The sequence below is a fragment of the Pseudomonas sp. M30-35 genome, assembly GCF_002163625.1.
GTDB lineage: Bacteria > Pseudomonadota > Gammaproteobacteria > Pseudomonadales > Pseudomonadaceae > Aquipseudomonas.
This window is the reverse complement of sequence record NZ_CP020892.1, coordinates 4,866,299-4,892,277: the sequence shown is the minus strand read 5'-3', so window position 1 is coordinate 4,892,277 and position 25,979 is coordinate 4,866,299. Positions and strand designations below refer to the sequence as shown.

The 25,979-nt window shown below is 52.9% G+C and carries 24 protein-coding genes; 16 read left to right on the top strand and 8 right to left on the bottom strand.

What is annotated here, in order from left to right; all coding sequences use genetic code 11:
* Positions 1-47 precede the first annotated feature (47 nt).
* The 10 genes from B9K09_RS22345 (at position 48) to B9K09_RS22300 (ending at position 11,582) form a co-directional block, all read left to right on the top strand.
* Positions 48-893 carry a DUF692 domain-containing protein gene (locus B9K09_RS22345; RefSeq protein WP_087518876.1) on the top strand — a complete coding sequence of 282 codons (846 nt, stop codon included), beginning with the start codon at positions 48-50 and terminating at the stop codon, positions 891-893.
* Entirely contained in the window at positions 884-1,708 is an 825-nt protein-coding gene (locus B9K09_RS22340; protein ID WP_087518875.1) for a DNA-binding domain-containing protein, read from the top strand. Before B9K09_RS22345 ends, B9K09_RS22340 begins: the two co-directional genes overlap by 10 nt.
* Before the next feature lie 43 nt (positions 1,709-1,751).
* Complete coding sequence (gene cfaB, locus B9K09_RS22335; RefSeq protein ID WP_087518874.1) at positions 1,752-2,936, top strand: C17 cyclopropane fatty acid synthase CfaB; 1,185 nt, start codon at positions 1,752-1,754, stop codon at positions 2,934-2,936.
* Positions 2,937-3,039: 103 nt separating this feature from the next.
* A complete protein-coding gene (locus B9K09_RS22330; protein ID WP_087518873.1) occupies positions 3,040-4,794 on the top strand; it encodes an ATP-binding protein in 1,755 nt (584 codons plus the stop codon).
* A gap of 110 nt (positions 4,795-4,904) precedes the next feature.
* Positions 4,905-6,248, top strand: coding sequence for a sigma-54 dependent transcriptional regulator (locus B9K09_RS22325; RefSeq protein WP_087518872.1), 1,344 nt, complete (start codon positions 4,905-4,907; stop codon positions 6,246-6,248).
* A gap of 377 nt (positions 6,249-6,625) precedes the next feature.
* Positions 6,626-7,579, top strand: coding sequence for a TAXI family TRAP transporter solute-binding subunit (locus B9K09_RS22320; protein WP_087518871.1), 954 nt, complete (start codon positions 6,626-6,628; stop codon positions 7,577-7,579).
* A gap of 153 nt (positions 7,580-7,732) precedes the next feature.
* Positions 7,733-9,760, top strand: coding sequence for a TRAP transporter permease (locus B9K09_RS22315; RefSeq protein WP_087518870.1), 2,028 nt, complete (start codon positions 7,733-7,735; stop codon positions 9,758-9,760).
* The gene (locus B9K09_RS22310) at positions 9,757-10,173 is read left to right on the top strand and encodes a DUF1850 domain-containing protein (protein WP_087518869.1); all 417 of its coding nucleotides are present in this window, start codon (positions 9,757-9,759) and stop codon (positions 10,171-10,173) included. Before B9K09_RS22315 ends, B9K09_RS22310 begins: the two co-directional genes overlap by 4 nt.
* Before the next feature lie 311 nt (positions 10,174-10,484).
* Complete coding sequence (locus B9K09_RS22305; protein ID WP_087518868.1) at positions 10,485-10,997, top strand: GNAT family N-acetyltransferase; 513 nt, start codon at positions 10,485-10,487, stop codon at positions 10,995-10,997.
* 51 nt (positions 10,998-11,048) lie between these two features.
* On the top strand, positions 11,049-11,582 hold the full coding sequence (locus B9K09_RS22300) for a DUF3617 domain-containing protein (protein ID WP_087518867.1): 534 nt from the start codon (positions 11,049-11,051) through the stop codon (positions 11,580-11,582).
* A 50-nt stretch (positions 11,583-11,632) separates the two neighbouring features.
* Here the strand turns inward: B9K09_RS22300 and cls are convergent, their stop codons facing one another.
* Positions 11,633-13,072 carry a cardiolipin synthase gene (gene cls, locus B9K09_RS22295; RefSeq protein ID WP_087519244.1) on the bottom strand — a complete coding sequence of 480 codons (1,440 nt, stop codon included), beginning with the start codon at positions 13,070-13,072 and terminating at the stop codon, positions 11,633-11,635.
* Between the two features lie 302 nt (positions 13,073-13,374).
* Between cls and B9K09_RS22290 the strand changes: the two genes are divergently transcribed.
* Positions 13,375-15,036, top strand: coding sequence for a BCCT family transporter (locus tag B9K09_RS22290; RefSeq protein ID WP_087518866.1), 1,662 nt, complete (start codon positions 13,375-13,377; stop codon positions 15,034-15,036).
* Between the two features lie 100 nt (positions 15,037-15,136).
* On the opposite strand, the gene B9K09_RS22285 is transcribed toward B9K09_RS22290, so the two are convergent.
* Positions 15,137-15,874, bottom strand: a complete 738-nt coding sequence (locus tag B9K09_RS22285) for a 3'-5' exonuclease (RefSeq protein ID WP_087518865.1) — start codon at positions 15,872-15,874, stop codon at positions 15,137-15,139.
* Complete coding sequence (locus B9K09_RS22280) at positions 15,871-17,814, bottom strand: DUF294 nucleotidyltransferase-like domain-containing protein (RefSeq protein WP_087518864.1); 1,944 nt, start codon at positions 17,812-17,814, stop codon at positions 15,871-15,873. Before B9K09_RS22280 ends, B9K09_RS22285 begins: the two co-directional genes overlap by 4 nt.
* Positions 17,815-18,226: 412 nt before the next feature.
* Between B9K09_RS22280 and zigA the strand changes: the two genes are divergently transcribed.
* Complete coding sequence (zigA, locus tag B9K09_RS22275) at positions 18,227-19,432, top strand: zinc metallochaperone GTPase ZigA (protein ID WP_087518863.1); 1,206 nt, start codon at positions 18,227-18,229, stop codon at positions 19,430-19,432.
* Between the two features lie 155 nt (positions 19,433-19,587).
* Here the strand turns inward: zigA and B9K09_RS22270 are convergent, their stop codons facing one another.
* The gene (locus tag B9K09_RS22270) at positions 19,588-19,941 is read right to left on the bottom strand and encodes an NADH:ubiquinone oxidoreductase (RefSeq protein ID WP_087518862.1); all 354 of its coding nucleotides are present in this window, start codon (positions 19,939-19,941) and stop codon (positions 19,588-19,590) included.
* A 118-nt stretch (positions 19,942-20,059) separates the two neighbouring features.
* Here B9K09_RS22270 and B9K09_RS22265 point away from each other — a divergent pair, with 118 nt between their 5' ends.
* Complete coding sequence (locus tag B9K09_RS22265; RefSeq protein ID WP_087518861.1) at positions 20,060-21,034, top strand: GTP-binding protein; 975 nt, start codon at positions 20,060-20,062, stop codon at positions 21,032-21,034.
* A gap of 60 nt (positions 21,035-21,094) precedes the next feature.
* Here B9K09_RS22265 and B9K09_RS22260 read toward each other — a convergent pair whose 3' ends face one another.
* Positions 21,095-21,466 (bottom strand): site-specific integrase, encoded by a 372-nt coding sequence (locus B9K09_RS22260; protein WP_087518860.1) that lies wholly within the window; start codon positions 21,464-21,466, stop codon positions 21,095-21,097.
* A gap of 221 nt (positions 21,467-21,687) precedes the next feature.
* On the opposite strand from B9K09_RS22260, the gene B9K09_RS22255 reads away from it, so the two are divergent.
* The 3 genes from B9K09_RS22255 to B9K09_RS22245 all read left to right on the top strand — a co-directional run bounded on the left by B9K09_RS22255 (position 21,688) and on the right by B9K09_RS22245 (position 23,795).
* Entirely contained in the window at positions 21,688-22,215 is a 528-nt protein-coding gene (locus tag B9K09_RS22255) for a hypothetical protein (protein ID WP_087518859.1), read from the top strand.
* A gap of 112 nt (positions 22,216-22,327) precedes the next feature.
* Entirely contained in the window at positions 22,328-23,086 is a 759-nt protein-coding gene (locus B9K09_RS22250; protein WP_087518858.1) for a hypothetical protein, read from the top strand.
* Between the two features lie 82 nt (positions 23,087-23,168).
* On the top strand, positions 23,169-23,795 hold the full coding sequence (locus B9K09_RS22245; RefSeq protein ID WP_087518857.1) for a hypothetical protein: 627 nt from the start codon (positions 23,169-23,171) through the stop codon (positions 23,793-23,795).
* Between the two features lie 245 nt (positions 23,796-24,040).
* Here the strand turns inward: B9K09_RS22245 and B9K09_RS22240 are convergent, their stop codons facing one another.
* The 3 genes from B9K09_RS22240 to B9K09_RS22230 all read right to left on the bottom strand — a co-directional run bounded on the left by B9K09_RS22240 (position 24,041) and on the right by B9K09_RS22230 (position 25,934).
* The gene (locus B9K09_RS22240; protein WP_087518856.1) at positions 24,041-24,451 is read right to left on the bottom strand and encodes a DUF3301 domain-containing protein; all 411 of its coding nucleotides are present in this window, start codon (positions 24,449-24,451) and stop codon (positions 24,041-24,043) included.
* Between the two features lie 87 nt (positions 24,452-24,538).
* Positions 24,539-25,021, bottom strand: a complete 483-nt coding sequence (locus B9K09_RS22235) for an acyl-CoA thioesterase (protein WP_087518855.1) — start codon at positions 25,019-25,021, stop codon at positions 24,539-24,541.
* Between the two features lie 154 nt (positions 25,022-25,175).
* Positions 25,176-25,934 carry an SDR family NAD(P)-dependent oxidoreductase gene (locus B9K09_RS22230; protein WP_087518854.1) on the bottom strand — a complete coding sequence of 253 codons (759 nt, stop codon included), beginning with the start codon at positions 25,932-25,934 and terminating at the stop codon, positions 25,176-25,178.
* Positions 25,935-25,979 lie beyond the last annotated feature (45 nt).

Below are 25,979 nucleotides of genomic sequence, written 5' to 3'. Positions count from 1 at the left end.
GATGGCTGCTCCTTTATTACTGTCCGAATCTAACCAAGGAGCTTGGCATGCCTGCTAAGTCAGACTGTCTTGGCTACGGCCTAGGACTGCGAATTCCCTACTATCAAGAAATCCTGGAACAACGACCTGATGTCGATTGGTTCGAGGTGATTTCTGAAAATTTCATGATTGAGGGTGGCAAAGCCCTTTATCACTTAGACGCGGTCGCTGAGCACTATCCAGTAGTGATGCACGGTGTATCGTTGTCGATTGGCGGTCCACACGAGATGGATCGCGATTACCTCAAACGTCTAAAGCTGCTGGCAGATCGGGTCAAACCGCAATGGATATCTGACCATCTGTGCTGGAGTCGCGGTAATGCCCATCACCTGCACGATTTGCTACCACTGCCTTTCACTGATGAAAGTTTGCAGCACGTAGCGGCGCGCGTTCGCCAGGTACAGGACGTCATTGAGCGTCCGCTGGTGCTGGAAAATGCTTCAACCTATATCCGCACCGCTGGCGACAAGTTCACCGAGTGGGAGTTTCTCTCGGAACTGACAGCAATCACTGGCTGCGATTTACTACTGGATGTAAACAATGTTTACGTCAGCGCGCGTAATCATGGTTTTGACCCGTGGACCTACATCAGCAGCCTGCCTGTGGATAAGATCCGCCAGCTGCATTTGGCCGGGCATACCGATTACGGCACTTATGTGATTGATACTCACGATCACCCAGTATGTGACCCCGTTTGGCAGTTGTACGAACGCACTATCAAACATCTGGGGCCGGTCGCGACCATGATCGAGCGTGATGATCACTACCCGCCATTTGCCGAGTTGATGGCTGAGCTGCAAAAAGCCCGCGAGTTAGGCGCGAAAGCCCTTCAGGCGGAGTCACTATGCGGCTGAATCAGTGGCAGCAAGAGATTGAAACCTATTTGCTAGGGGATGAGTCGGTCGCCAATCCTGAACTACGCGCCACATTGGTGGGCAGCGCGAATCTTGATGTCGATATGGGGTTGGCGATTTATCACAACGCCTATCGTGCCCGGCTGATTGAAACCTTGCGCGGCGATTACAGCGCTGTGCACGGTTGGATGGGCGATGAAGAGTTTGATGCCCTGGCCCTGGCCTATATCAATGCCTATCCGCCAGACCATTTCAGCTTGCGCTGGCTGGGTGCTCGATTTGCCGAGTTTATCGAGGCTCATCTTATCCCTGAGCAGGCCGAACCATTAGCGGAGCTTGCGCGTTTTGAATGGGCTTTCACCCTGTCATTCGATGCAGCAGATGGTCAGCCGCTAACAGAAGCCTTGCTCGCCAGTTTGCAGGCTGATGAGTGGCCAAATCTGCAAACACGCTTGTTGCCAAGTGTGCAGTGGCAAACTCTGCGCTACAACACCCTGGCGTTATGGCGCGCCCTGAAAGACGATAGCGAATTTCCGGGCAGTCATGCGCTGGAGCAAGAGTCAGTCTGTTTGATTTGGCGTAATGGCTTGATTAGCCGCTATCGTACACTTGCACCTGATGAAGCCAGTGCGCTCTACAAAATGGCCGTGCAAGGTGGCAGTTTTGCCGAGCTCTGCGCTGATCTTACACCTCTAGGTGATCACGCAATGGGTCAGGCCATCACATGGATTCGCCAGTGGCTGGCTGACGGAACCTTGCAGCGTCACATTGGTGAGCCAGTCGTCTATCAGGTCGATAGCATCATCAATCAGTAAGCTGAGCTACGCTTTTTGTTGTTAGCAAAAAGCGGAGGTTCACATGATTCAATTTATACCGCCGGTATTACGAAGCCTGCAATTGCCGTTGCGCTTGAAATTATGGGACGGCAATCAGCTTGATCTCGGCCCTCGGCCGCAGGTTACGCTGGTGATCAAGGATCCCAGCCTCGTAATGCAACTGAGTAATCCAAGTCTCGATGTTCTTGGGGGCGCTTACGTTGAGGGTCGTGTTGAGTTAGAAGGCAAGATGAGCGACATCATTAAGGTCGGTGTTGATCTCAGTGAGGCGCTGGTGCCTGACGATAACCCCGCCGCGGTTGAACATGAGCTGCATGACAAAGCCACTGATGCTGCCGCCATAAGCTATCACTACGACCTGTCCAACGAGTTTTATGCGCTCTGGCTCGACCCGGAGATGGTCTATTCGTGCGGCTATTTTGCAACCGGCAGTGAGTCGCTGGAACAAGCCCAATTGGAAAAAATACGCTTGCTGTGCCGAAAGCTGCGCCTGCAACCTGGTGACAAACTGCTTGATGTCGGCTGTGGTTGGGGCGGTTTCGCACGGTTGGCTGCACGTGAGTTTGGCGCAAAGGTTTACGGCATTACCCTCAGTGCCGAGCAACTGAAATTAGCGCGCGAGCGAGTTGCGGAGCAAGGCCTGGACAACCAGGTAGAGCTACAACTGATGGATTATCGCGACCTGCCGCAGGATGGTCGATTCGATAAAGTGGTCAGTGTCGGTATGTTCGAGCATGTGGGTTACGCCAATCTGCCGGAGTATTGCCAGTGCTTGTATGGCGCAGTCAAACCCGGCGGCTTGGTAATGAATCATGGGATTACCGCGCGGCATACAGATGGTCGTGCGGTTGGCCATGGGGCGGGTAATTTTATCGGCAAATATGTTTTTCCACATGGTGAGTTGCCCCATCTTTCTGTCATGACTGCTGCACTGAGTGATGCAGGATTGGAAGTGGTCGATGTCGAAAGCCTGCGCCTGCATTACGCGCGGACCTTGAACTTTTGGAGTGAAAGGCTCGAAACGCAACTGGATAGAGCTGCGCTAATGGTTCCAGAGCAAGCGCTGCGAATTTGGCGTTTGTATCTGGCGGGGTGCGCGTATGGTTTTGCCCAGGGCTGGATGAACTTGCACCAAATATTGGCGGTTAAGCCACTTTTGAATGGCGGTCACGATTTGCCGTGGTCGCGTGCAGATATCTATTCTTGAGCGCAGATATAAAGCCCCTGCGTGGGCCGCGTCGCTGGCGCTAATGCACCGTTAGCGACGCGTTTGTCTTAACATGCTGCAATCTTGTTGAGATGATCGGTGCATGCCAGCTTTTTTTCTTCGATACCGTGTGGGACTTACCGTTCTGCTGATTGCCATTGGCCTGCTTGGCAGTATGTGGTTGGCCGGGCGCTATGCACAGCAACGTGCCTGGCAGGAACGTAGCGTCGAGGCGCGCGGTCAGTTACAGCTGTATGCGCAATCCATACACACCCTGGTTGAGCGTTTTAGCTCGGTACCTGAGGTGCTCTCACTCGACAGCGATATCAAAGCGGTGCTCAGTTCGCCGGATGACCTGTTGCTGCGAGCAGCGCTAAATCATCGGCTGGAGCAATTGAATCGGGCTGCCGGTTCAAACGTGCTTTATCTACTTAACGTTGAGGGTGACACGCTAGCGGCCAGTAACTGGCGTGAGTGGAGCAGCTTTGTCGGCAATAACTATGCATTCCGCCCCTATTTTCGTGACGCGCTAAAGCAATCTTCAGGGCGTTATTTTGCGGTAGGGGTGACGACCGGGATACCCGGCTACTTTCTCTCGCATGTGGTGCTCGACGACCACGGTCAAGTCATTGGCGTATTGGTGGTCAAGCTGGAGCTCGAAGAGCTGCAGCGCGAATGGGTCGAGCAATCGGGCATCTTGCTGGTGGCGGATACTTATAACGTAGTGATTCTGAGTAATCGCCCAGCATGGCGTTTTCGAACACTGAGTGAACTGAGTGATCAAGCGCGAAATGAGCTGATTGAGGTGCGAAAATATGCAGAACAAGCGCTAAAACCTCTTCCCAGCCAGTTACGCTTGCAGATTAACCCCGAATCACAATGGCGTACCGTCGATGGCCCGGACGGTAAGCAGGATTATCTCTGGCAGAGCCAGCCGTTGGCGGACGAAGGCTGGAATCTGTACTTGCTGGTTGAGCCCCAAAGTGTGGTCGACAGTGTGCGCAGCTATCGATTGGCCGCCGCAGGTGTGTGGATGACCCTGGCATTTTTACTGCTGTTCCTGCTTCAGCGGCGTAAAAATCATCGCTTGCAAGCGAGTATCCGTGAGCGTTTAGAGCAGGAGGTTAGCCTGCGTACAGCAGAGCTGCGCGAGGCCCAGGACGGTTTAGTACACGCGGCGAAAATGGCAGCCTTGGGGCAAATGTCTGCGGCGATGGCGCATGAAGTCAATCAACCGCTTACAGCCATGCGCATGCAACTGGGAAGCTTACGCTTGCTACTCGACAGCGGGCGCCAAACGGATGTGTATGCAGGCTTGCAACGTATCGATGGTTTGCTTGAGCGTATGGCTTCATTGACCAGTCATTTGAAAACCTTTGCCCGCAAGAGTCCGGCCGGGCTCAGTGAGCGCTTGCAGCTTGGCGAGGTTCTGGATCAGGCACTACAGCTGTTAACACCGCGAATACGTAGCGAAAGCGTGCAACTTTGCAATCAAGTTGATTACAACGTACATGTTCTGGGTGATGCAATTCGCCTTGAGCAGGTGTTGCTCAACTTACTCAATAACGCTTTGGATGCCATGACTCAAACTGAAAATGCACAGCTTGAGGTGGTTATCCAGCGTTGTGCTGAGCAATGCGTGCTGACGGTCGCCGATAATGGTGGTGGCATTGCTGGGGATAACTTGAGCCATGTGTTCGATCCGTTCTTTACCACCAAGCCAGTCGGCCAAGGCCTGGGTTTGGGCTTAGCCGTGTCGTACGGCATCGTCCAGGAATTAGGCGGCACGCTAGAAGTATCTAACAGCTCTGTGGGCGCGGTTTTCACCCTGAAACTGCCGGTTGCGCCAGAGCCTTAAGGCTGGCGTTATCCAGTGGTACCTGCTCACAGTTTCAGCGGATTATTCAAATCGAGACTACTAAGTCAGGCTCATGGCGATACACTGCGCGCGTTCAAGTTGGAGGTTGTATGAGCAGTCAGGTGTTGGTTGTTGATGATGAAGTGGCAATCCGCGAAGCCGTGCAGCAGTGGCTGGAGCTTTCTGGTTTCAGTGTGCAAACCTGTTCAAGCGCCGCTCAGGCGTTGGCATTGGTTGATCGGGATTTCCCCGGTGTAGTCATCAGCGATGTGCGCATGCCTGGTACTGACGGCCTACAACTGCTGGAAAAGTTGATCGAGCTTGATCGTGATCTGCCTGTGATTATGGTCACGGGCCATGGCGATGTGCCGATGGCTGTGCAAGCCCTGCATCAGGGCGCTTATGATTTCATCGAGAAACCATTTACCCCTGAACGTCTGCTCGACAGCGTGCGCCGCGCCCTTGAAAAGCGGCGTTTGGTCTGTGAAAACCGTGAGCTGCGCCAACAATTTGCCAACAAAGACCGAATTGAAAGTCAGTTGCTCGGCGTTTCGCGGCCGATGGAAAATCTGCGTCGGCAGATTCTTGAGTTGGCCGGCACCTCGGTGAATATCCTGATTCGCGGCGAGACCGGTAGCGGCAAAGAACGGGTTGCGCGTTGCTTGCATGATTTCAGCGCGCGAGCGGGCAAGCCGTTTGTGGCGTTGAACTGCGCGGCGATCCCAGAGAATCTGTTTGAGAGTGAGTTATTCGGCCACGAAAGCGGTGCCTTTACGGGGGCGCAAGGCAGGCGGATTGGCCGTATCGAGCACGCTGACGGCGGCACTCTATTTCTTGATGAAATTGAGAGTCTGCCACTGGCTCAGCAAGTAAAACTGTTGCGCGTGCTGCAGGAAAAGACCCTTGAACGGCTGGGTTCAAATCGCAGCATTCAAGTGGATTTGCGGGTGATTAGCGCCGTTAAACCGGATTTACTCGATGAAGTGCGTAAAGGTCGGTTCCGTGAGGATTTGTTCTACCGGCTAAACGTTGCAACCCTGCAGATCCCAGCCTTATGTGATCGTCGTGAAGACATTCCGCTGCTGTTTGAGCACTTCGCCCAAGAAGCAGCGCAGCGCCATGGTCGGGAAGTGTCGCCGCTACCGGCTACTGAATTGGCACGTTTGCTCGGGCATGACTGGCCTGGCAACGTGCGTGAGCTGATAAACGCCGCTGAGCGCCATGCATTGGGCTTGAGCGCGCCGGTTGAGGCGTTCGCCAGCCAGTCGTTGGCTGAGCAGATGGAAAGCTTTGAAGCGCAATGCTTGCATAACGCCTTGTTGCACTGTCAGGGCAATATTGCTCGAGTCATGGAGTTGTTGCAGCTTCCAAGGCGCACGCTCAATGAGAAAATGCAGCGCCATGGTCTCCAGCGCAGTAGCTATCGTCCGGCGGGCAGCCAAGACGATGAATAGGCGGATTACCGCCTATGCTTGACTAGTTATAGGCGGATTGTTGCTGGTATTCGACTGTTAATTTATCAAAACCGGTCTAGAGCGGGACTTTCACGTATTGGCACGGCATCTGCTAAGTTTGATGTAACCCGTTTTTGTGTACGGGTAATCCAATAAGAAAGACTAGAGGTTTGCCATGAATCATCTTGCCTATTGCCTAAGCCAGCCGCGCTTACCAGCAAACGCCTCCTCCAGTACGCCGGGCAATATGCCTCGCGTAAGCGAAAGCTTATTTCTGACGCTCTAACAAGATCTGACGCCTGCCAGCCACTTTGCGGTGGGCATCGTCTACAGTGAAAAACTCTGCATAAAGCCATAACAACGACGGAGATTCATCCATGCGATTGACCAAGCGTTTAAGCCTGTTCGCAGCTGCCGCAACCTTGACTGCAAGCACTGCAGTTCTGGCAGCCCCAACCTTTATCAACATCCTCACGGGCGGCACCAGCGGTGTCTACTACCCGATTGGTGTTGGCCTGTCTCAGATCTACAGCAACGGCATCGAAGGCTCGAAAACTTCAGTTCAGGCGACCAAAGCATCGGTTGAAAACCTCAACTTGCTGCAAGCAGGCCGTGGTGAGCTGGCGCTGGCGCTGGGTGACTCTGTTGCTGACGCCTGGAACGGTGTAGAAGAAGCTGGCTTTAAAGCGCCGCTGAAAAAGCTGCGAGCGATTGCCGGTACTTATCCGAACTACATTCAGATCGTTGCCAACAAAGAGTCGGGCATCAAAACCCTGGCTGACCTGAAAGGCAAAAGCATCTCGGTTGGCGCACCTAAATCAGGGACTGAGCTGAATGCTCGGGCAATCCTCAAAGCAGCTGGCCTGACGTATGAAGACATGGGCAAAGTTGAGTTCTTGCCGTATGCCGAGTCGGTCGAGCTGATCAAAAACCGCCAGCTTGACGCTACGCTGCAGTCTTCGGGCTTGGGCATGGCGGCTATTCGTGACCTCGCGGCCACCTTGCCAATCAACTTCGTGTCGGTTCCAGCTGATGTGGTTGCCAAGATTGGTAACGATGCCTATCAGCCTGCCAGCATCCCAGCCGGTACATACGATGACCAAGACGCTGACGTTCCTACCGTTGCCATCACCAATATCCTGGTGAGTCATGAAGGCGTTTCTGAAGAAACCGCCTATCAAATGACCAAGCTGATGTTTGAAAACCTTGAGCGTTTGGGTAATGCCCACTCTGCGGCCAAGGACATCAAACTGGAAACCGCAGCTAAGAGCCTGCCAATCCCGCTGCATCCAGGTGCAGAGCGCTACTACAAAGAAGTCGGCGCGCTGTAATCGTAACGAGTCGGGGCGGGCAGGCGTTCGCCCCGATCAGTTTTTGATGTGATCTTCGCGCACCAGAGGTGCTAATAAAACCAGTGTTCCGCCGGAACGGTAGGTTTTGTTAGCGGTTCTGCGCAACCGTTACGTAATGAGGGCGTCATCGCCATGAGTGAGAACAACCAAGGCCTTTCAGCAAATCCGAGTGAGTGGCCAAAAGCGCTATTTATTGTTGCGCTGCTGTTTTCCATTTTTCAAATCACCACGGCGGCATTTCACCCCGTGTCGAGTCAGGTGCTGCGTGCGGTTCACGTCGGCTTCCTGCTGCTGACCGTTTTTCTATGTTTCTCCTCGACTGGCAAAGGCCGGCCATGGCAACCGGCCGCCTGGATTCTGGGCTTGGCGGGCATGGGCACGGCGGCTTATCAGTGGATATTTGAAGCCGATCTGATCTATCGCTCCGGCGACCTTACGCAGATGGACATGGTTGTCGGTCTGGTGTTGATTGCTTTGGTATTTGAAGCCGCACGTCGCGTGATGGGCATCGCCTTGCCGATAATCTGTGCGCTGTTTTTGGCCTACGGGTTGCTGGGCCAGTACTTGCCGGGCGATTTGATGCACCGTGGTTACGACCTGGATCAACTGGTTAACCAACTGGCGTATGGCACCGAAGGTTTGTACGGCACGCCGACCTACGTTTCGGCTACCTATATCTTCCTGTTCATCCTGTTCGGCGCATTCCTTGAGCAAGCCGGGATGATCAAGCTGTTCACCGACTTCGCCATGGGCCTGTTTGGCCACAAGGTTGGTGGCCCGGCTAAAGTATCCGTTGTGTCGTCCGCGCTGATGGGCACCATCACCGGCTCCGGTGTGGCCAACGTGGTGACCACAGGCCAGTTTACTATTCCATTGATGAAGCGTTTCGGTTACCGCCCGGCCTTTGCCGGTGGCGTCGAGGCGACGTCGAGCATGGGTAGCCAGATTATGCCGCCAGTGATGGGTGCGGTGGCATTCATCATGGCTGAGACCATCAACGTGCCGTTTTTTGAAGTCGCCAAAGCGGCGTTGATTCCGGCGCTTCTGTATTTCGGCTCGGTGTTCTGGATGGTTCACCTTGAAGCACGTCGCGCCAACCTGCACGGTTTGCCGAAAGATCAATGCCCGAATCCTTGGGCTGCGGTTAAAGAGCGTTGGTACCTGCTGATCCCACTGTTCATTCTGGTTTACCTGCTTTTCTCCGGGCGCACACCGTTGTACTCGGGCATGGTCGGTCTGGCCCTGACTGCAATTGTGATTCTTGGCTCTGCGATCATCCTGCGGGTATCGTCGGTGGGTATGCGCATTGCCTTCTGGGTGGCGTTGGGGGTGCTTTGCGCTGGCTTCTTCCAGATGGGCATTGCCGTGGTGTTTGGCGTTGTCGCGCTGCTGGTCGCGGTGTGCTGGTTCGTCAAGGGCGGCCGTGACACCTTGGTGGTGTGCTTGCACGCCCTGGTTGAGGGTGCGCGTCATGCTGTACCTGTAGGTATTGCCTGTGCGCTGGTGGGCGTGATTATCGGTGTGGTTTCGTTGACCGGTATTGCTTCGACATTTGCGGGTTACATTCTGGCGATCGGACAAGACAATTTGTTCCTGTCCCTGGTGCTGACCATGCTCACGTGCCTGGTGTTGGGCATGGGCATTCCAACGATTCCAAACTACATCATCACCAGCTCGATTGCCGCGCCTGCATTGCTTGAACTGGGCGTGCCGTTGGTGGTTTCGCACATGTTTGTTTTCTACTTCGGGATCATGGCTGACCTGACGCCGCCAGTTGCTCTGGCGTGCTTTGCGGCAGCGCCGATTGCCAAAGAGAAAGGCTTGAAGATCAGCCTATGGGCGATTCGTATTGCCATCGCCGGTTTCATCGTGCCGTTCATGGCGGTCTATGACCCCGCATTGATGATGCAGAGCGACAATTGGTTAGCGATTATTTATGCGCTGTTCAAAGCGGCTGTGGCGATTGGTTTGTGGGGCGTGGTGTTTACCGGCTTCCTCAACTTCAAACTGTCGTGGTGGGAGCGCATGCTGGGTTTTGCCGCGGGTGCAAGTTTGATTCTGGCCACCCCAATCAGCGATGAAATTGGTTTTGCACTGGCCGTGGTGTTCCTCGGTCAACACTTGTGGCGTGCACGCAACAAGCCGGTGGCTGCAGTTTGATTGGTTTGTGCATGGGCTTGGCTGGAACGGTGTGGGCACAGTTGCCCATCAGCGATTTCACCCTGGCCTGGAAGCACACCATCGAGCACATTCGCTGGGAAGAAGACTATCGCGTCACTGCCGAGGGCTTGGTTCTCGGTGAGGCGCGAGTCAAGGGTACTGGCGCCGGTATGGAAATACCGGATGACGCCGTACTGCGTGAGGGCAGCTGGCACTACCATCGCCAGTTACCGCCCCTGCAACCTCTGCGCTTGGGGCGAACCCCCGAGGCAGGGGATTATCAACTGTGTTTCAACCAGCGTTGTCACTCTGCGAGTGAATGGCTTGGCCCGCCAAAAGCGTCCCAGCCCGCGTTGGAACTTTGGAGTTGTGAGTTCAACTCCCCCGCATCGCAAGGTGCAGGTAAGGGTTAATTAGTTAACCTGCTCCCGGTGCCACAAGCGCTGGTTGTATGATGGAGAGAACCCCCATTTGGTTTTACCGGTGGGGGTTTTGTTCATCTGCACCATGGCCACCGGCCTCAAGAATCCAGTTCCAAGGGATGCTCTGATAAAGGTGGCGAGCGACGGTAGTACAAGGCAAAAAAGTGCGAGTAAGAGACCGGGGTCGCGCTCGACTTTACGTATTGTAAATGAGGATTATGAGCAGTTTTTTAACGCAGCAAGGGCTGACCCAGTAATACCTAGCGCAGTAGTTTTCAGAGGTTCCCTAAGAGTATTTGATCGTGAGTGACTTGACCTACACCACCTATTACCTTCAGATGCTCAGCCCTGAGCAACTGCGCGCCAAGCCACTGCCGACTGAGTTAACTGTCGTCGAGTGTCAGCACAAGCAATTTCAGCTCAACCGTTTCCTCTACCAGTTGGTGGGTGGGCCTTGGCTGTGGACAGAGAAGTTGGTCTGGTCGGATGAGCAGTGGCAGGCGCTGATCAACAGCGATCATCACCGTACCTGGGTGGCGTATTTCCAAGGTGCAATCGCCGGTTATTACGAACTGCAAATGAGTGCAGAAGGTGACGTCGAAATCCTTTACTTTGGCCTGGTTGAAGACTTTTTCGGCCAAGGTTTTGGCGGCCCTTTACTGAGTCAGGCTTTGCAGTCAGCGTGGTCCTGGCCGGGCGTTAAGCGGGTGTGGGTGCATACTTGTACGCTTGATCACCCCAGCGCATTGAACAACTATCAGGCGCGTGGGCTTGAGATTTATCGACATGAAGTTACAACCGAGTCATCCAGTTGAATCAAGACTAGACTGGCTGAATCAATACTGATTGGTTCTCTGGAGCAGACTATGCGTATGCGATTTATTACACCCCTGGTACTCAGCCTTGGGTTCACCCCGCTCATGGCCAGTGCGGCGCCGATTTTGCCTGGCCTGTGGGAAATCAGCACCAGTAACATGGCGGTTGATGGTCAACAGATGCCGGCGATGGATGTGATGATCGAAAAGCTTAAAACGCTGCCGCCGGAGCAGCGTCAGATGATGGAGCAAATGCTCGCCAAGCAAGGCGTGCGGTTGGGTGATAAGGGCGTGCAGATTTGCCTGAGCGAAGCACAGGTGAAGTCTGATGAATTGCCGCTGCAAGAGCAGTCCGGCTGTAAGCAACAGGTCACCGAGCGTTCTGACAAGCTCTGGAAATTCAGTTTTGATTGCCCGCAGGCTAAAGGGCAGGGTGAGACGAAGTTTATCAACGACAAGCAATTCACCAACACCGTTACCAGCACCTTTAACAATCAAGGCAAACAGCAAAGCGGCACCATGCAAACCAATGCCAGTTGGGTGGGTGCTGATTGCGGAACGTTGAAACCGCAGCAATCAAACTGAGTTGTAGGCAGTTGCAACAGAAAGGCTCGCCCTGTGGCGGGCCTTTGCGTTTACAAAATAGGTGATAGCAAACGCGCAATACGCATGCCGAGCTTTTGCAGGCGGTGTATGTGTTTGCGGTCTTCGATGCGTATCTCAATGCTTTGGCTGAAGTCTTCCAGCAACATTTTTTCGACTTCCGCGGCGAAGTCGTTATCGATTGTTAACAGGGTTAGTTCAAAATTCAGCCGGAATGAGCGGTTGTCCAGGTTGGCGCTGCCCACCGCGCTGGCGCAATCATCAATCAGCATGACCTTTTGATGGATAAACCCAGGCTGGTAGCGGAACACTCGAACGCCCGCTCGAACAGCCTCGAAGGCATACAGGTTGCTGGCGGCGAACACGATGCGGTGGTCGCGCCGGGATGGAATCAGTATGCGTACATCAACGCCGCGAATGACGGCTAAGCGCAGTGCCGTAACCAGCGACTCGTCAGGTATGAAGTAAGGCGAGGTGATCCAGATACGCTCTTTCGCCGATTGCACCGCCTCAACAAACATCAGCGAACATGTTTCATCTGGGTCAGCAGGGCCGCTGGTAATCAGTTTGCACATCACGCCGTCAGTGCTGAATACGTCGGCGAGCAGCAATTTCGGCAACTGCCGGGTTGACCAGAACCAGTCTTCGGCAAACGACTCCTGCAGGCACGCGACGACCGGGCCATTAATCTCTATGTGGGTATCGCGCCAGGGGGAAAGCGGCGGCTTCTTCCCAAGGTATTCGTCGCCGACATTGTGTCCGCCAACAAATCCACGTTCGCCATCAATCACCACAATCTTGCGGTGGTTGCGAAAGTTCAGCTGGAAGCGGTTAAGAATGCCGCCTCCCGTTGGAAACGCATGCATCTGTACGCCGCCCTTACGCAAGCTGTCAATGTAGCGCTGTGACAGGGCGTGGCAGCCAATACCGTCGTACAGAAAATAAACACTGACTCCAGCAGCAGCCCGCTCAAGCAGTACATCGCGCAGGCGGCGGCCGAGGTCATCGTCCTTGACGATAAAGAATTGGATCAGAATAACTTTTTGCGCCGAAGCTAAAGCACTGAAAATCGCTGCGAAGGTCGCCTCACCGTTAATCAGTAGCGCAACGTGGTTGTTGGCCAGGCACGGCATGTCACCCAGCCGGGGCAGCGCCCTTAATTGTTTATAACCCGGTAGCTCGCTGGCTGATACGGCTTCTTCGACCCATGGCCGCCAGTCCAGCTTGGACATCGCCGTGTGCATTTCCGTATCGGCTTCACGTCTGGCCGTTACATAAGCATCAAAATTGCTGCGACCAAAAACCAAATACGGCAGCAGGGTTAAATAAGGCATAAAAAACAGTGAAATTGCCCATGCAAGCGCACCCTGAGATGTTCTTACTGTAAATACCGCGTGCAGTGCTGCAATCAGCCCGCAGAAATGAATCGCTGCGAGTAAATAGCTCGCTAGTGGCGAGACAACAATGTCCATGTTCATGTTTATTCCTGTCGAAATATCCCCGCATTGATAAAGCGCGACTACAGTAACTATGGACGCTAAGCCATTATTTATTCGCGAACATTAAGGTGTGGTTAGCCTGCGCGCCAGCAGGAGAGCCTTCAACCTGTTAACATTACAGGTTATTCCGGGGCGCCGGATGTGTTTGAGAGTGATTACTCAAGCAAGTTCGCCGTTTGTTTTTGCATGAAGTTACAGACGCAGACTTACACCGGGTACGAGGGCATTGGAGCCTTATCAATAGTCCGCGAGATGCACAAAAGGAGTATTACAATATGGGGAAAACCCCTTCGCATGACACGACCCCGCAGGAAGAGCGCTTAGATAGCATTCCTGCTCCATCTGGTGAGTCCAATCTAATCGATACTGATTACGTGATTGGTCAAGATAATATTACCGGCAAGTATTTTTTCTCTCTGGATATCCACGGCAAAGTTTTCAGTATTTCTGCCCTCGCAGTCGTGCTGTTCGTGGTTCTCACTTTGGCCCTGCAAGAGCAAGTTGCTCCCCTGTTCACCGCTCTGCGCGACTGGCTGACACACAACCTTGCTTGGTTCTTCCTCAGTGCCGCCAACATCTTCGTAGTGCTCTGTCTGGTGTTGATTGTTTCGCCTCTGGGTAAAGTTCGCCTGGGTGGTATGGATGCCAAACCGGATTACACCTATATCGGTTGGTTCTCCATGCTGTTTGCTGCAGGCATGGGTATCGGCTTGATGTTTTATGGTGTGGCCGAGCCTATGAGCCACTTCGATACTGCGTTTGCTGGAGTTACGGCTGGGGCTGACGGTGTGCGCACGGACTGGGCCCCTTTGGGTGGTGCAGTAGGTGATGCTGAGGCGGCTGCAAAGTTGGGTATGGCGGCAACGATCTTCCACTGGGGCCTGCACCCATGGGCGATCTACGCGATTGTGGCACTGGCACTGGCGTTGTTCTCGTTCAACAAGGGCTTGCCACTGAGCATCCGCTCGATTTTCTACCCACTGCTGGGTGAGCGCGTATGGGGGTGGCCAGGTCACCTGATTGATATCCTCGCGGTATTTGCCACTTTGTTTGGTCTGGCAACATCGCTGGGCATTGGTGCCGAGCAAGCACTGGCGGGGCTTAACGACTTGTTTGGTATGCCGCTTACTGACACCAGCAAAGTACTGCTGATCGTCGGTATTACCGGTATCGCCTTGCTGTCAGTGTTGGCGGGTCTGGATAAGGGCGTGAAGGTTCTTTCCGAGATCAACATGGGCCTGGCGCTGCTGTTGCTTACCTTCATCATCGTGGTCGGACCTACGCTAGCTATCTTCACCGGCTTCTTCACCAACTTGGCGGCGTATGCGACTTACCTGCCGGAGTTGTCGAACCCGTTCGGTCGTGAGGATGCTAATTTCACTCAGGGTTGGACTGCGTTCTACTGGGCGTGGTGGATTAGCTGGTCGCCATTCGTGGGCATGTTTATCGCCCGTGTAAGCCGTGGTCGTACCGTGCGTGAGTTCCTTATTTCAGTACTGCTGGTACCGTCACTGGTTTCGGTGCTGTGGATGACTGCATTTGGCGGTACTGCAATCGGTCAGGTTGTAACTGAAGGCTTTTCCGGGGTTAAAGATGCCGCGCTTGAGTTGAAGCTGTTTGCAATGCTGGCTCATTTACCGTTGGCTGAAATCACCTCGTTCATCGGTATCGTTCTGGTCATTGTGTTCTTTGTCACCTCATCGGACTCCGGTTCGTTGGTGATCGACACCATCACTGCTGGCGGTAAGGTCAATGCACCGGTTCCGCAGCGAGTCTTCTGGGTAATCACTGAGGGCGTAGTGGCAATTGCCTTGCTGCTCGGCGGAGGCCTGGGGGCGCTACAAGCCATGGCGGTGTCGACGGGACTGCCGTTTACCGTTGTGTTGTTGGTGGGTTGTATTGCGATTGTGAAAGGCTTGATGTCCGAACCGCGCTAAAGCGATTCAGGCTTCAAGCAAAGGCGCCCTGGTAACGGTGGCGCCTTTTTTAATGGCTGGATTTTAATCTGTGGGCTTAACAATGCAGGCACAGTGAGGCTTAACACCACAAATCACCAACGGGTGTTTTCGGCGAGTAATGTGTGGCTATCTGAGCTTGCAATAGCTCTGCGGTGGCCAATGCATCGGTAAGTGCGTGGTGCGCCTGATAGTGGGGCAGGTTGTAGCGTAGGCGGCTGTCTGCGAGGCGAATAGAGGTTGGCTGACGGCCGCGCAAACGATCCCACCAGCTTGGCTTACGTTGGCTGCCGTGCATTCTTGCTTCCAGCTCCATGGTGTCAATTACTGGAAAGTGCAAGCCTTCGCCAACCGCTTGTTGCAGCGCGTGATCGAGGAATGATCGTTCAATATTGCGGTAGTGGACGACCATCACGCAGCCAGCCATGGCCTCCAGCAACTCGCCCAGAACCTGCTCAACGCGTGGCGCATAACGGATGTCGGAATGAGTGATGTGGTGAAAGGTAATCGACTGGCTGCTGAGTTCCGACTGGGGCTTCACCACCCAGTATTGTGCTTTTTTGCACTGAATCCGGTTGAGGTCGAATGGCATCAAACCCAGGCTGACAATGCAGTGGTTCTGCGCATCAAGGCCTGTGGTTTCAACATCCAGCGCGAGTAATGGCACCTCATCAAGCGGGGTATCAGAATGCACTGCACCGGCTTGATAAAAACGCGCTAGCCGCGGATCGCAAGCATTATCAGCCAGTATCTGATATTGCTCTTGCCATTGCGGTGCAGGCGTTTTTAGCTTGGGTTCACGCGGTACAAACACACTCATCGCGACTTACCACCAGACCCAGAGGTTTTAGGTTTTTGCGGTGCATTGTAGGGGTAACGAAAACGCATGAAGTTTTGCGCTTGGCTGAGCACCTGAAAAGCCTCTTTCAAATTGTGCCGCTCGGTTGAAGAGAACTTATCAGGCTCAATATAGTTGTCAGCCTTTTTATCTTCGGTCAGGCCCAAGGCTTGGTGGCGGATGCGCACCAAGGACAAAAACTCCAGCGCATAGCGCAGGTGACTGTTGGCTTCTGGGGTCATTAGTTTAGTGGCGGCGATGGCATCCAAACGGTCAAACGAGTTCTGGGCTTTTGAACCACAGGCCAGAGCATGCACGCGAATCAGATCGGTCAATGGCGCAGTACCGCGGCCCTTGAGGTTAATGATGTTCTTCTGCTGGCCGTCGGTTTCCATCACAAACTGGCGGAAAAAACCTAATGGCGGGGTACGGTTTAAAGCGTTGCGTGCCAAGGCAGCCAGGAATCGTGGACTGTCGCTGGCACGTTCAGCCAGCAAGTCTTTCAAGGTTTCAACCAGCTCGGCCTCACCGTAAATGCTGTCCAGGTCAAAGAAGATGCTGCTGTTTAGCAGCTTCTCAGGGTTGGGATTGTCGATCCAATCGTTGAAGTAGTCTTTCCAGACTCGCAGAGGTTGGCGCCACTTGCTGTTGGTGGCCATGATGCCACCTTTGCAATAGGTGTAACCGCACGCCGCCAGCCCATCGCTGACAAAGGTCGCCAGTTTGAGGAAGTACTCATCGTGCAACTTGGCATCGAAGCTGTCATCGAGGACCAAGGCGTTATCCTGATCGGTGACAATCAACTGTTCATCACGTGCCATCGACCCTAGCGCCATGAAGCTGTATGGCACGGGAGCAGGGCCTAGTTGCTGTTCAGCCAACTCAAGCAAGCGCTGGCTAATGCTGCGCCCAATACCTGACATTGCACTGCCGATCATGTGTGCGCTGGCATCTTCGTTGGCCATGCGGATAAACGTAGCGCGTATATCAGGCAGGAGCTTTTCGAGCTCATCAACCGACTGTTTGTTAAAGACGTTGTTGACCAGATACAAGCTACTCTGCGACTCGTATTTGATGATGTCAGCCAGTGTGACCACGCCAACCGGGCGACGTCGATGCACGAGGGGCAGGTGATGAATATTGTTGCGCAGCATGCACAAGATCGCTTCAAACACCGAGTCATCAGACTGCAAGGTAATTGGGTTCTTGGTCATAACCTCGGCAATCGGGGTATCGGCTGACAGTCCTTGAGCGACAACCCGGGTGCGGAAGTCGCGGTCGGTGATTATTCCAACCATGACGTGTAACGACTGATTAGCCGTTGAGGTCATGCGTGAGTTTGGCCACTCAACATCCGGATCAACGATCAAAACCGAGGAGACGTTATGCGCGTCCATCACTTGTGCGGCTTCGCGTACTGTGGCGCTGATATCAACGGTGACGGCGGGGCGATCGACCAGCTTGCGGACTTTGAGTTTCATCACGTCATGGGTTTTGCCCTGTGAGTTCACCGCCGCTTTTAAGCGCGATTGACCTTCAGCTTCGACAAAGTCGGCAAAGCTATCGTTGTTTTCACACAGTTTCTCGAAGACTTGGCCGGAAATAAAGTAAACCAGACTGTCTTCAATGGCCCGAGCGGGAAAGCGCACCTTGTGATTACGCAGTAAGCCAAACTGGCCAAAAATATCACCTTCGGTCAGGCGGTTATACAGCTCTCCATTGCGTCGATAAACCTCGACTGCACCACTTCTTACATAGTGTAAGTCTTTGATTTCTGAGCCAAATTCGAATATATCGGTGCCCGCTTTGTAATAACCGACTTCGGTATTCTGCGCCAGTTCGTCAAGGCTTTCATCGGGCAACCCTTCAAACGGAGGGAAGCGGCTTAGGTGGTCACGTATTTCCAATAATTCAATTTGCATGCAAACCTCGGCATTGTCCTTCTTGCTTCGGGTGGCTTAAGCACCAAGTAACCTTAAGTTTAGGTGTGCTGGTGCTTGGCATCTAGACATTCTAGAGCATGCACCTGTTCAATCTGTAATTAACTTGCCACGACGTCAGCTGTGGCAACAGCTAAATACTAAAAAATGCCTGGCCAGTCAGCAGGTGCCGCTGTGACTGGATTGCATTAGGCCGCGCGTGCGATGGTTCCACGTGGAACCCCCCTATCAAACAGGGCCTTGCATGGGTTTAGGCTGATCTGCCAGCGCTGGGTTGATTAGGTAATACCACCGCAAACTACTCATCGGTTATTCAGTGCGAATTTATAGTATATGTTATGTTATAACGTCTTTATGGCATTCAAGAAGAGCCTGAATAATGAGGAGTCGTAACATGCAAAACCGTTTACCCGTGACGGTGTTATCTGGATTTTTAGGTGCAGGCAAAAGCACTTTGCTTAATTACGTGCTGAAAAACCGCGAAAACCTTCGCGTCGCAGTGATCGTCAATGACATGAGCGAGATCAATATCGATGGTGGTGAAGTTCAGCGCGATGTCAGTCTCAACCGAGCCGATGAAAAACTGGTCGAGATGAGCAACGGTTGCATCTGCTGCACGCTGCGTGAAGATCTGCTGGAGGAGGTTGCGCGACTGGCTCGTGATGGTCGTTTTGATTATCTGCTGATTGAGTCAACCGGTATTTCAGAGCCTTTACCGATTGCGGAAACCTTCACCTTCCGTGATGAGCAAGGTCAAAGCCTCGCGGATCTGGCACGTCTGGATACCTTGGTCACAGTGGTTGATGGGGTGAATTTCCTGCGCGATTTTCATCAAGCTGAAAGTCTTGCCAGCCGCGGCGAGTCGCTGGGTGAGGATGATGAGCGAGCCATTACCGACTTGCTGGTAGAGCAGGTTGAATTCGCGGATGTAATTCTGATCAGCAAGACTGACCTGATCAGCCAAGCTGAACGCGAAGAGCTGACGGCAATTTTGCGCGGGCTGAATACTCAGGCTGAGATTTTACCGATGAGCATGGGTGAAATATCGCTGCACAAGATTTTGAATACCGAACGCTTCGACTTTGAGCGTGCGGCGCAGGCGCCTGGTTGGCTGAAAGAGCTGCGCGGCCAGCACAACCCGGAAACTGAGGAGTACGGTATCGCGTCGACGGTTTATCGAGCGCGGCGCCCGTTTAATCCGCAGCGTTTTTTCGAGTTTGTCAGTGGCGAGTGGACTAACGGCCGGTTGTTGCGTTCAAAGGGTTATTTTTGGCTAGCCAGCAAGTTTCAGGAAGCAGGCAGTTGGTCGCAAGCGGGTGGTCTACTGCGCCACGGTTTTGCTGGACGCTGGTGGCGTTTCGTACCGAAGGAGCAGTGGCCGAGCGACAACGAGTCTACCCAGGCAATCCTCAAAAGCTGGGATGAAACCTGCGGTGATTGTCGTCAGGAACTGGTATTTATCGGGCAAAACATTGACCTGAAAAAGCTCAATGCTGAACTTGATGCCTGTTTGCTGACCGATGCAGAAATGGCGCTTGGCAGCGAGGCGTGGCGCCAATTACCGGACCCATTCGGCCCATGGTTTGAAGACGTCGCTTAAGTGCGGGAACGCTTATCAACAGGCAAAAAAATAGGCTGCTTTATGAGCAGCCTTAAGCACCTGAAAAGTGTCAGTGCGTGATCTGACACGAGGAGTTTGGGTACCTGAAGCTATTAAGCCGTAACTAGATGACAAACTGATTACAGCGCAACGCCTTAGCGTGCCATCCATACGCCTTTGCTTTGTTTCTCGCAAAACGGTTTAAGAAATGCGCTATCTGTGGCCACGCCGTAGTAGTGAATATCTTGCTGGTACGGCATTCCACCAACGGTTGCGTTGCGGCATACGCCGTAAGCGCCAGCGGGGCATTGCTCGACAAAGTCGACAGCGACTTTCTGGCCCTTTAGCTCTGGCTTGCAGAAGCCCTTGCGAAACAAGTTGGTTGGGATCGTCCGGTTTTGCTGGCAAACTTTGACGTCCAGTCTTTGCGCCTGGCTATGCACTACACAGGCTTCACCCCAGGCCACACTCGATATTACGCACAACAAAACGGCTGCTAGGCAACGCATTGGATACCTCCAGAACTATATGCTGGCGACTTTATCACGCTGCTTTTTATGCGTCTGCGTGATGATGCCGCTAACCTGATCCATAGGCACTCAGGCAGAGTTTGAACTCAACGAAATTATGCTTAAAAACATTCCGACTCATCTGATTGCTGGCCCGTTGGGCGCAGGCAAGACCAGCCTGATCCGCCAGCTGCTTGAGCAAAGACCAGCTCAAGAACGCTGGGCTGTGTTAATCAACGAGTTTGGCCAGATAGGCCTGGATGCAGCACTGCTAAGCACGGACCAGGATGGCGTTGAAATCGGCGAGGTTGCCGGAGGCTGTTTGTGTTGCGTTAACGGTGTGCCGTTTCAGGTTGGGCTGGCTCGCTTGTTACGCAAGGCCAAGCCACACCGAGTGTTTATTGAGCCTTCTGGCCTTGGTCATCCGCAGCAATTACTTGAGCAGTTACGCCTCGCGCCTTGGCAGGACGTATTGGCCGTACAGGCGCCGATACTGGTGCTTGATGCCCAAGCCTTGGCGCAAGATGCTGCGCTGCCTGAGAGCCAGCAGGCGGCCTTGAGCAGCGCTGGGCTTATACTGCTGAATAAGTCCGAGTCTTTGACTCAAGCGGATAAGGTCCGGGTACAGCTTCGGTTGCCTGATCGGCCGCTAATCTGGACTGAACACGCACAGCTTCAGTTGCAGCAATTACCGGGCTTAACCGCACAGCCTTCGACTGCTGCCAGTGCTGCCGAATTGCCGGTAGGCGTAGCGCCGCCGGTTGAAATATGGCGTAAGTACGATCAACCGATTTGCCAGATTCACGACCAGCCAGAAGGCTGGAGTCTTGGTTGGCGCTGGCATCCGAGCCAGCAGTTTGAATTGTCGCGCCTACAGCGCTGGTTGTTGGCGCTGCCTTGGCAGCGCGCTAAATTGATCGTGTGCAGCGACGCCGGTTGGCTATCTGCCAATGCGCTAACCAATCAGCCTCTGCACTGGCAACAGACCGAATGGCGCAAAGACTCGCGTATTGAGTTGATCTTCAAGCAGGCGCAGGACGTGGACGCGCTCAGTCAGAGCCTGCACCTTTGTTTATTGAGCGGCAAAAAGTAACGCGTGTTTGGCGGCTTAAATCTTGCTGGGCACGCTGAGTGGGCAATTGCACGCGTCTGATCAGTCAATTGCATTGGTGGTGACCACTGCTTGCTTCTGACTTGACCAATAGGCGGCAAAGTCGCCTCCGGCAGAGAACGGCCAATAGCGGACGTTTACGGATGACTTGAAGCCGTTTGCAAGCAAGGTACTATTCAACAGCTCCTTGCTCCCAGCTCCAAGATGAAACGGGTGAAAACTGAGGGCCAGCCAGGTAAGAAACTCGCTAACTTCCGCTGGCCCCATCTCCAGAGGGTGACGCATCCGGTGGTAGCGCAGGAAATAGCGTATCCAGTACCAGTAGGTCTTCTCGGTGCGAATGCTGTAGTGATTCACCCTAATAACGTTACGAAACTGTTCTCGCAGGCGTGGCTTGGCTGGTGTGGTATCCATATTGCACCAATACTGTATACCCGAACAGTGTTATTGGTTGCACAAGAAGAGGAGGTCAAGCGAATACAGGTCGCATGCAACAGTAAGAAGATAACCAATTGTTTTATAGAGAGAATTTACGTATTGAATCGACCGGGCGAGGTATTGTTATGAAGAAGTCACTAATATGCAATCATAAAGCCGTCGGTCCACTAAACTGTTAGGGCGTTACAGGAATTACCATGCCAAACTGCCTATACCAATTAGCGCAAGACTTTCAAACGCTCATCATGGGCTTTCTCGGATTTTCAGGCGTAATATTCACTCTTTATATGAATGCACGCTTATCTAGAAAGCAGCACGAGCGCAACATTGCTCACGAAGAAAAGACACTCAGGACAGCACTTCACGCAGAGTTAGAACTGGCAAGAAGAGCTTTTGTTGGTATAACCACACCAAGCGGCGACAGTAACGAAGATCAAGGGGCATTCTTTCCAGAGCGCTATTCCCAGTCAACTTATCAAAGCCTAATTCCAAAAATTGGCCTTTTATCACTAACCGAAATCTCCGCAGTCACAGAGGCTTACGCCTTAATCAGCGAGCTTCCTATACGACTCAATTTATTATCATCAGGGCATCATGAATCTTTCGAGCGGCCAGGATACATTTACATTGCCGGTGAGCATGCAGAAACGGCCATGAGCATCATCTATAGAAATTTTCTCCCAAAAATTGAGCTCGCCGTAGAAGCACTGCAGCAACCGGCATAACCACACAGCGTGGCAACCCCCTAACTAGTGGTTCAAGTCGTTCGCTTTGCTCACTCGGGACCGGCTAAAGCCGGCCCCTTAGCCAAACGTTAGCACTCTCAAGGAGTACTGAGTGATATCAAAGAAAGAGCTAAAAGAACTAGCAATCGCTCTTGGTAAAAAATATTTGTTCCCAGACTTTACCAACAAGCTCACGTGGTTTGTTGTTACAGTTGGAGGAACAATTATTTTGACCCCAACTGCTTTTAAACAGATATTTTATAACTGGCTAGTTGCAACCTTTAACTTGAATTCTGGGGCGAAATTCACGTTTGCAGAGCTAGAATCAAGTACAGCTGACTATACGCTGGGCTTTTCTCTCATCGCATTAGCATTAATCCATAACGTCGCAAACAGGTACTTTATTTATAAAACCGGTGACATCGCAGCAACCGAAGCAAAGGAGCTAGAGGCTGTAGATCGTGCGTTGTTTGAAAGATTTCTAGCAGAGTTTCCTTCTAACTCAAGATCGGTGGCTCTTCTAAAAGAGCATGACTTCGGTAACTCCTATTATGACAACAATACCGACGAAATTGATCGCTTCGTAGACACATGGAATACCGCAGAAACAGAGTTTTTGGATCAGGAGCTTGAGGCTGCTCGCAAAGACCTATACCAAAAAATGCATGAGTTTATATATAAGCTAGCCCAAAGTTCTGGGTATATTCACGCAGGCCCTATGCTGTCCGCTGTTCCCGATGCCTACCTGGAAGCCTGGAATTGGCCTGAACATGTCGATTTACGAATTAAAGAACTTAATGAGAAAAGCACCGAGTGCTATAAACTTCATCAGCAGTTCGTCATGCTTGGACGGCGTAAGCTAAAGTGCTAACAAGGTGCTGCTGTCGGACAAATTTTCCGCTGCGCTCCAAATTTGCCGCAGAGCGCGGCGTTATGCATCTTAGGAGTGCAATGTGACAAAGGAAGTACTCAACTTATTCATGGCGGTCTTTTACATTTCAGTAATGGCTGGCGCTATAGTTTTCGTTTTCTGGATGACAATCCAGAAAAGAAAGAATATGGAGAGCATGAAAGGAAACATAAAGCAAAAGCTTTCATCATCAGTGCCACTTTCCGCAAAAGACATTACATTAATTGGGCGCGGTTTCGACCTATCCCCCAAAAGCAGTCGCGATGTAATTTATAGACTCTATGCCGAGATTGATGAGCCCACCACCTTTTCAGCATTAAAGAAATTGGTAGTTGAAATCGAGAAAGAAGAACCCTTTGACGAACTGCCTGACGAAGTAAAGCCATCCCTCTCTAGGCTGCTTAAAATTATTGAATCATCCCAAGATGACTCAGACAAACATATTCTTCTACCAATAACATCAACACTAAACAGATACACAGAACTCAAGTCAGAGCAAGAGAAAGCAAAGAAGCAAACAAACAGAGCCTACATAATAACGATTATTAGCTTCGTAGTTGGGGCAATAAGCTTCTACTTCACGCTCAAATCCCCATCAGATGTTGATATAAAAAGAGCCATGGAGCAGGTTTTAATTGAGCGCTCAGTCACCAACACCAACGAGCCGTAGCATAACAATTGGTTCAAGTCGTTCGCTTCGCTCACTCGGGACCGGCTAAAACCGGCCCCTTAACCAAACGTTAAATGCCGTGGCGAAGTGTGAGTCGCCCTTGGGGCCGTAGTCACTAGATGACCGCTCTTGGTCGCTTTCTGCCGGTCGAGACGTTGCCGCGTACTGGTCAAGCTGAATGCATACGCTTGTCAGCGGCAATGCAACTGGGCGGTCAAGTGCGATGCAATTACGCAAACCGAGAGTTATTGCGGAGGTGGGCGGTGCTCACGGCGCCATTGATCCAGTTCGATCACCTGCGGAGGTTGGCGCACCACGTGCGGATCTTCGCTTTGAGGCTCGCGAAATGGGTGCGGCGCCAGCTCAATGCTGCCAAGGTTGGGCCCGAACATGATGACCTGACCCGCATGGCGTTGTTCGCCAGTCACAGTGAATTCGAAGCCATAAACGCGGGCGATACGTTTGCGCCCTTTGCCATCTTTGAGCAGAGTGATTTTGCGAAACGCGACGTTTTCATCCAGCAGTTCGATGTCGACTCTCTCGCAGTATTGTTTGACTAATACCAGCGTGCGCTCACGCAACCCATGGGCATGCCAAAGCCAGCCGCCAGCAGTGGCGAGCAGCATTAGCACGAAGATATTGCCGAGGGTCAGCATGGTGAAGCTCCAGTTGAGCCGTGCAGGGCAGACAATGCTGCATCTTGCCAGTCGGGCCCGGTATTGTCTGCTATTGAGCGGCTTTGGCTAGCCTTGCTCTTTGAGTTGTTGGTAGCGGTGCTCCATTTCCTGACGGATTGCCCGGCGTTGTTGGCCTTTGGTAAAGCGGCGCTGTTCTTCGCGGGTTTCTGGTTGGCGCGGTGGCACTTTCATCGAGCGTCCTTGGTCATCGACGGCAACCATGGTGAAAAAGCAGCTGTTGGTATGGCGCACTGAGCGTTCGCGAATGTTCTCGGTCACGACCTTGATGCCGACTTCCATTGAGGTGGTGCCGGTGAAGTTGACTGAGGCGAGAAAGGTCACCAGTTCACCGACGTGAATGGGTTGGCGAAAGGTCACTTGATCGACAGAAAGCGTCACTACATAGCTGCCAGCGTAGCGGCTAGCACAGGCGTAGGCCACTTCATCCAGGTACTTAAGCAGCGTGCCTCCGTGGACTTTCCCAGAAAAGTTGGCCATATCTGGGGTCATCAGCACGGTCATCGTCAATTGCGCGTTTCCGGGAACCATTAGCTGAGCGTCCGTATCTTGAAGGAGGGAGGATTCAAACACATTGCAGGTTTGAATCAATAGTCAGTCAGTATTTGCCTCGCTCAGCAATACTGCGACAGGTGTTAAGCGGGGAACCGCGTGTAGGTCGGCACACGCGGTTATTGGGCTGATATTACTTACCGGCAGAGATACCGAAGTCAATGGCCATGTCGGCGCCAGTTATGGCTTCGGCTTCAGGTTGGCAGAGAAACCAGACCATCTCAGCGACTTCTTCCGGGCGCAGGAAGCGCGCTTCACGGCCCTGTGGGTACTGGCTAAGCAATTCGCGCTTGTAAGCCTTTGGGTTGCCGTTGCCGTAGCGTTCTGCTTGGTAGTCGAGCATTGGTGTGGCGATATCGCCAGGCGACACCACGTTAACCCGCACACCAAACTCTGCGAGCTCAAGAGCCATGGTCTTGCTTAGCATCACCAGCCCAGCTTTGCTCGCACAGTAGGCGGCTGAACCACGGTAGGCCTGGCGACCTGCATCGCTGGCAATATTGACGATGCAGCCACGGCTTTCTTTCAAATGTGGCGTTGCGGCCTGGCCGAGATAGAAGGCCGCCTTGAGATTAACCCCCATCACCAGATCGAAGTCTTCTTCACTGAACTTTTCAACCGACCCTTCGCGCCAGACGCCTGCAGCGTTGATAACCGCATCGATACGACCCGTGCTGGCCAGCACTGCTGCGATCAGTTCATGACAATTCCTGGCGCTACGCAGATCAGCAGTCGCACTGTAATCCAATGGCACCAAGGTATTCAGTGAGTGCAAACCACTTTTGTCGACATCAGTGGCTGTCACACGCCAGCGGCTTTGTGAAAAGCGTTTGGCGATGGCCCGACCGAGTCCGCCGGCGGCGCCAGTGATAAGGACGACAGGTGTGCTCATAAGGCTAACTCCAGTGGTTGCGTGTGTGGGTGAGGCTTCCGTTAA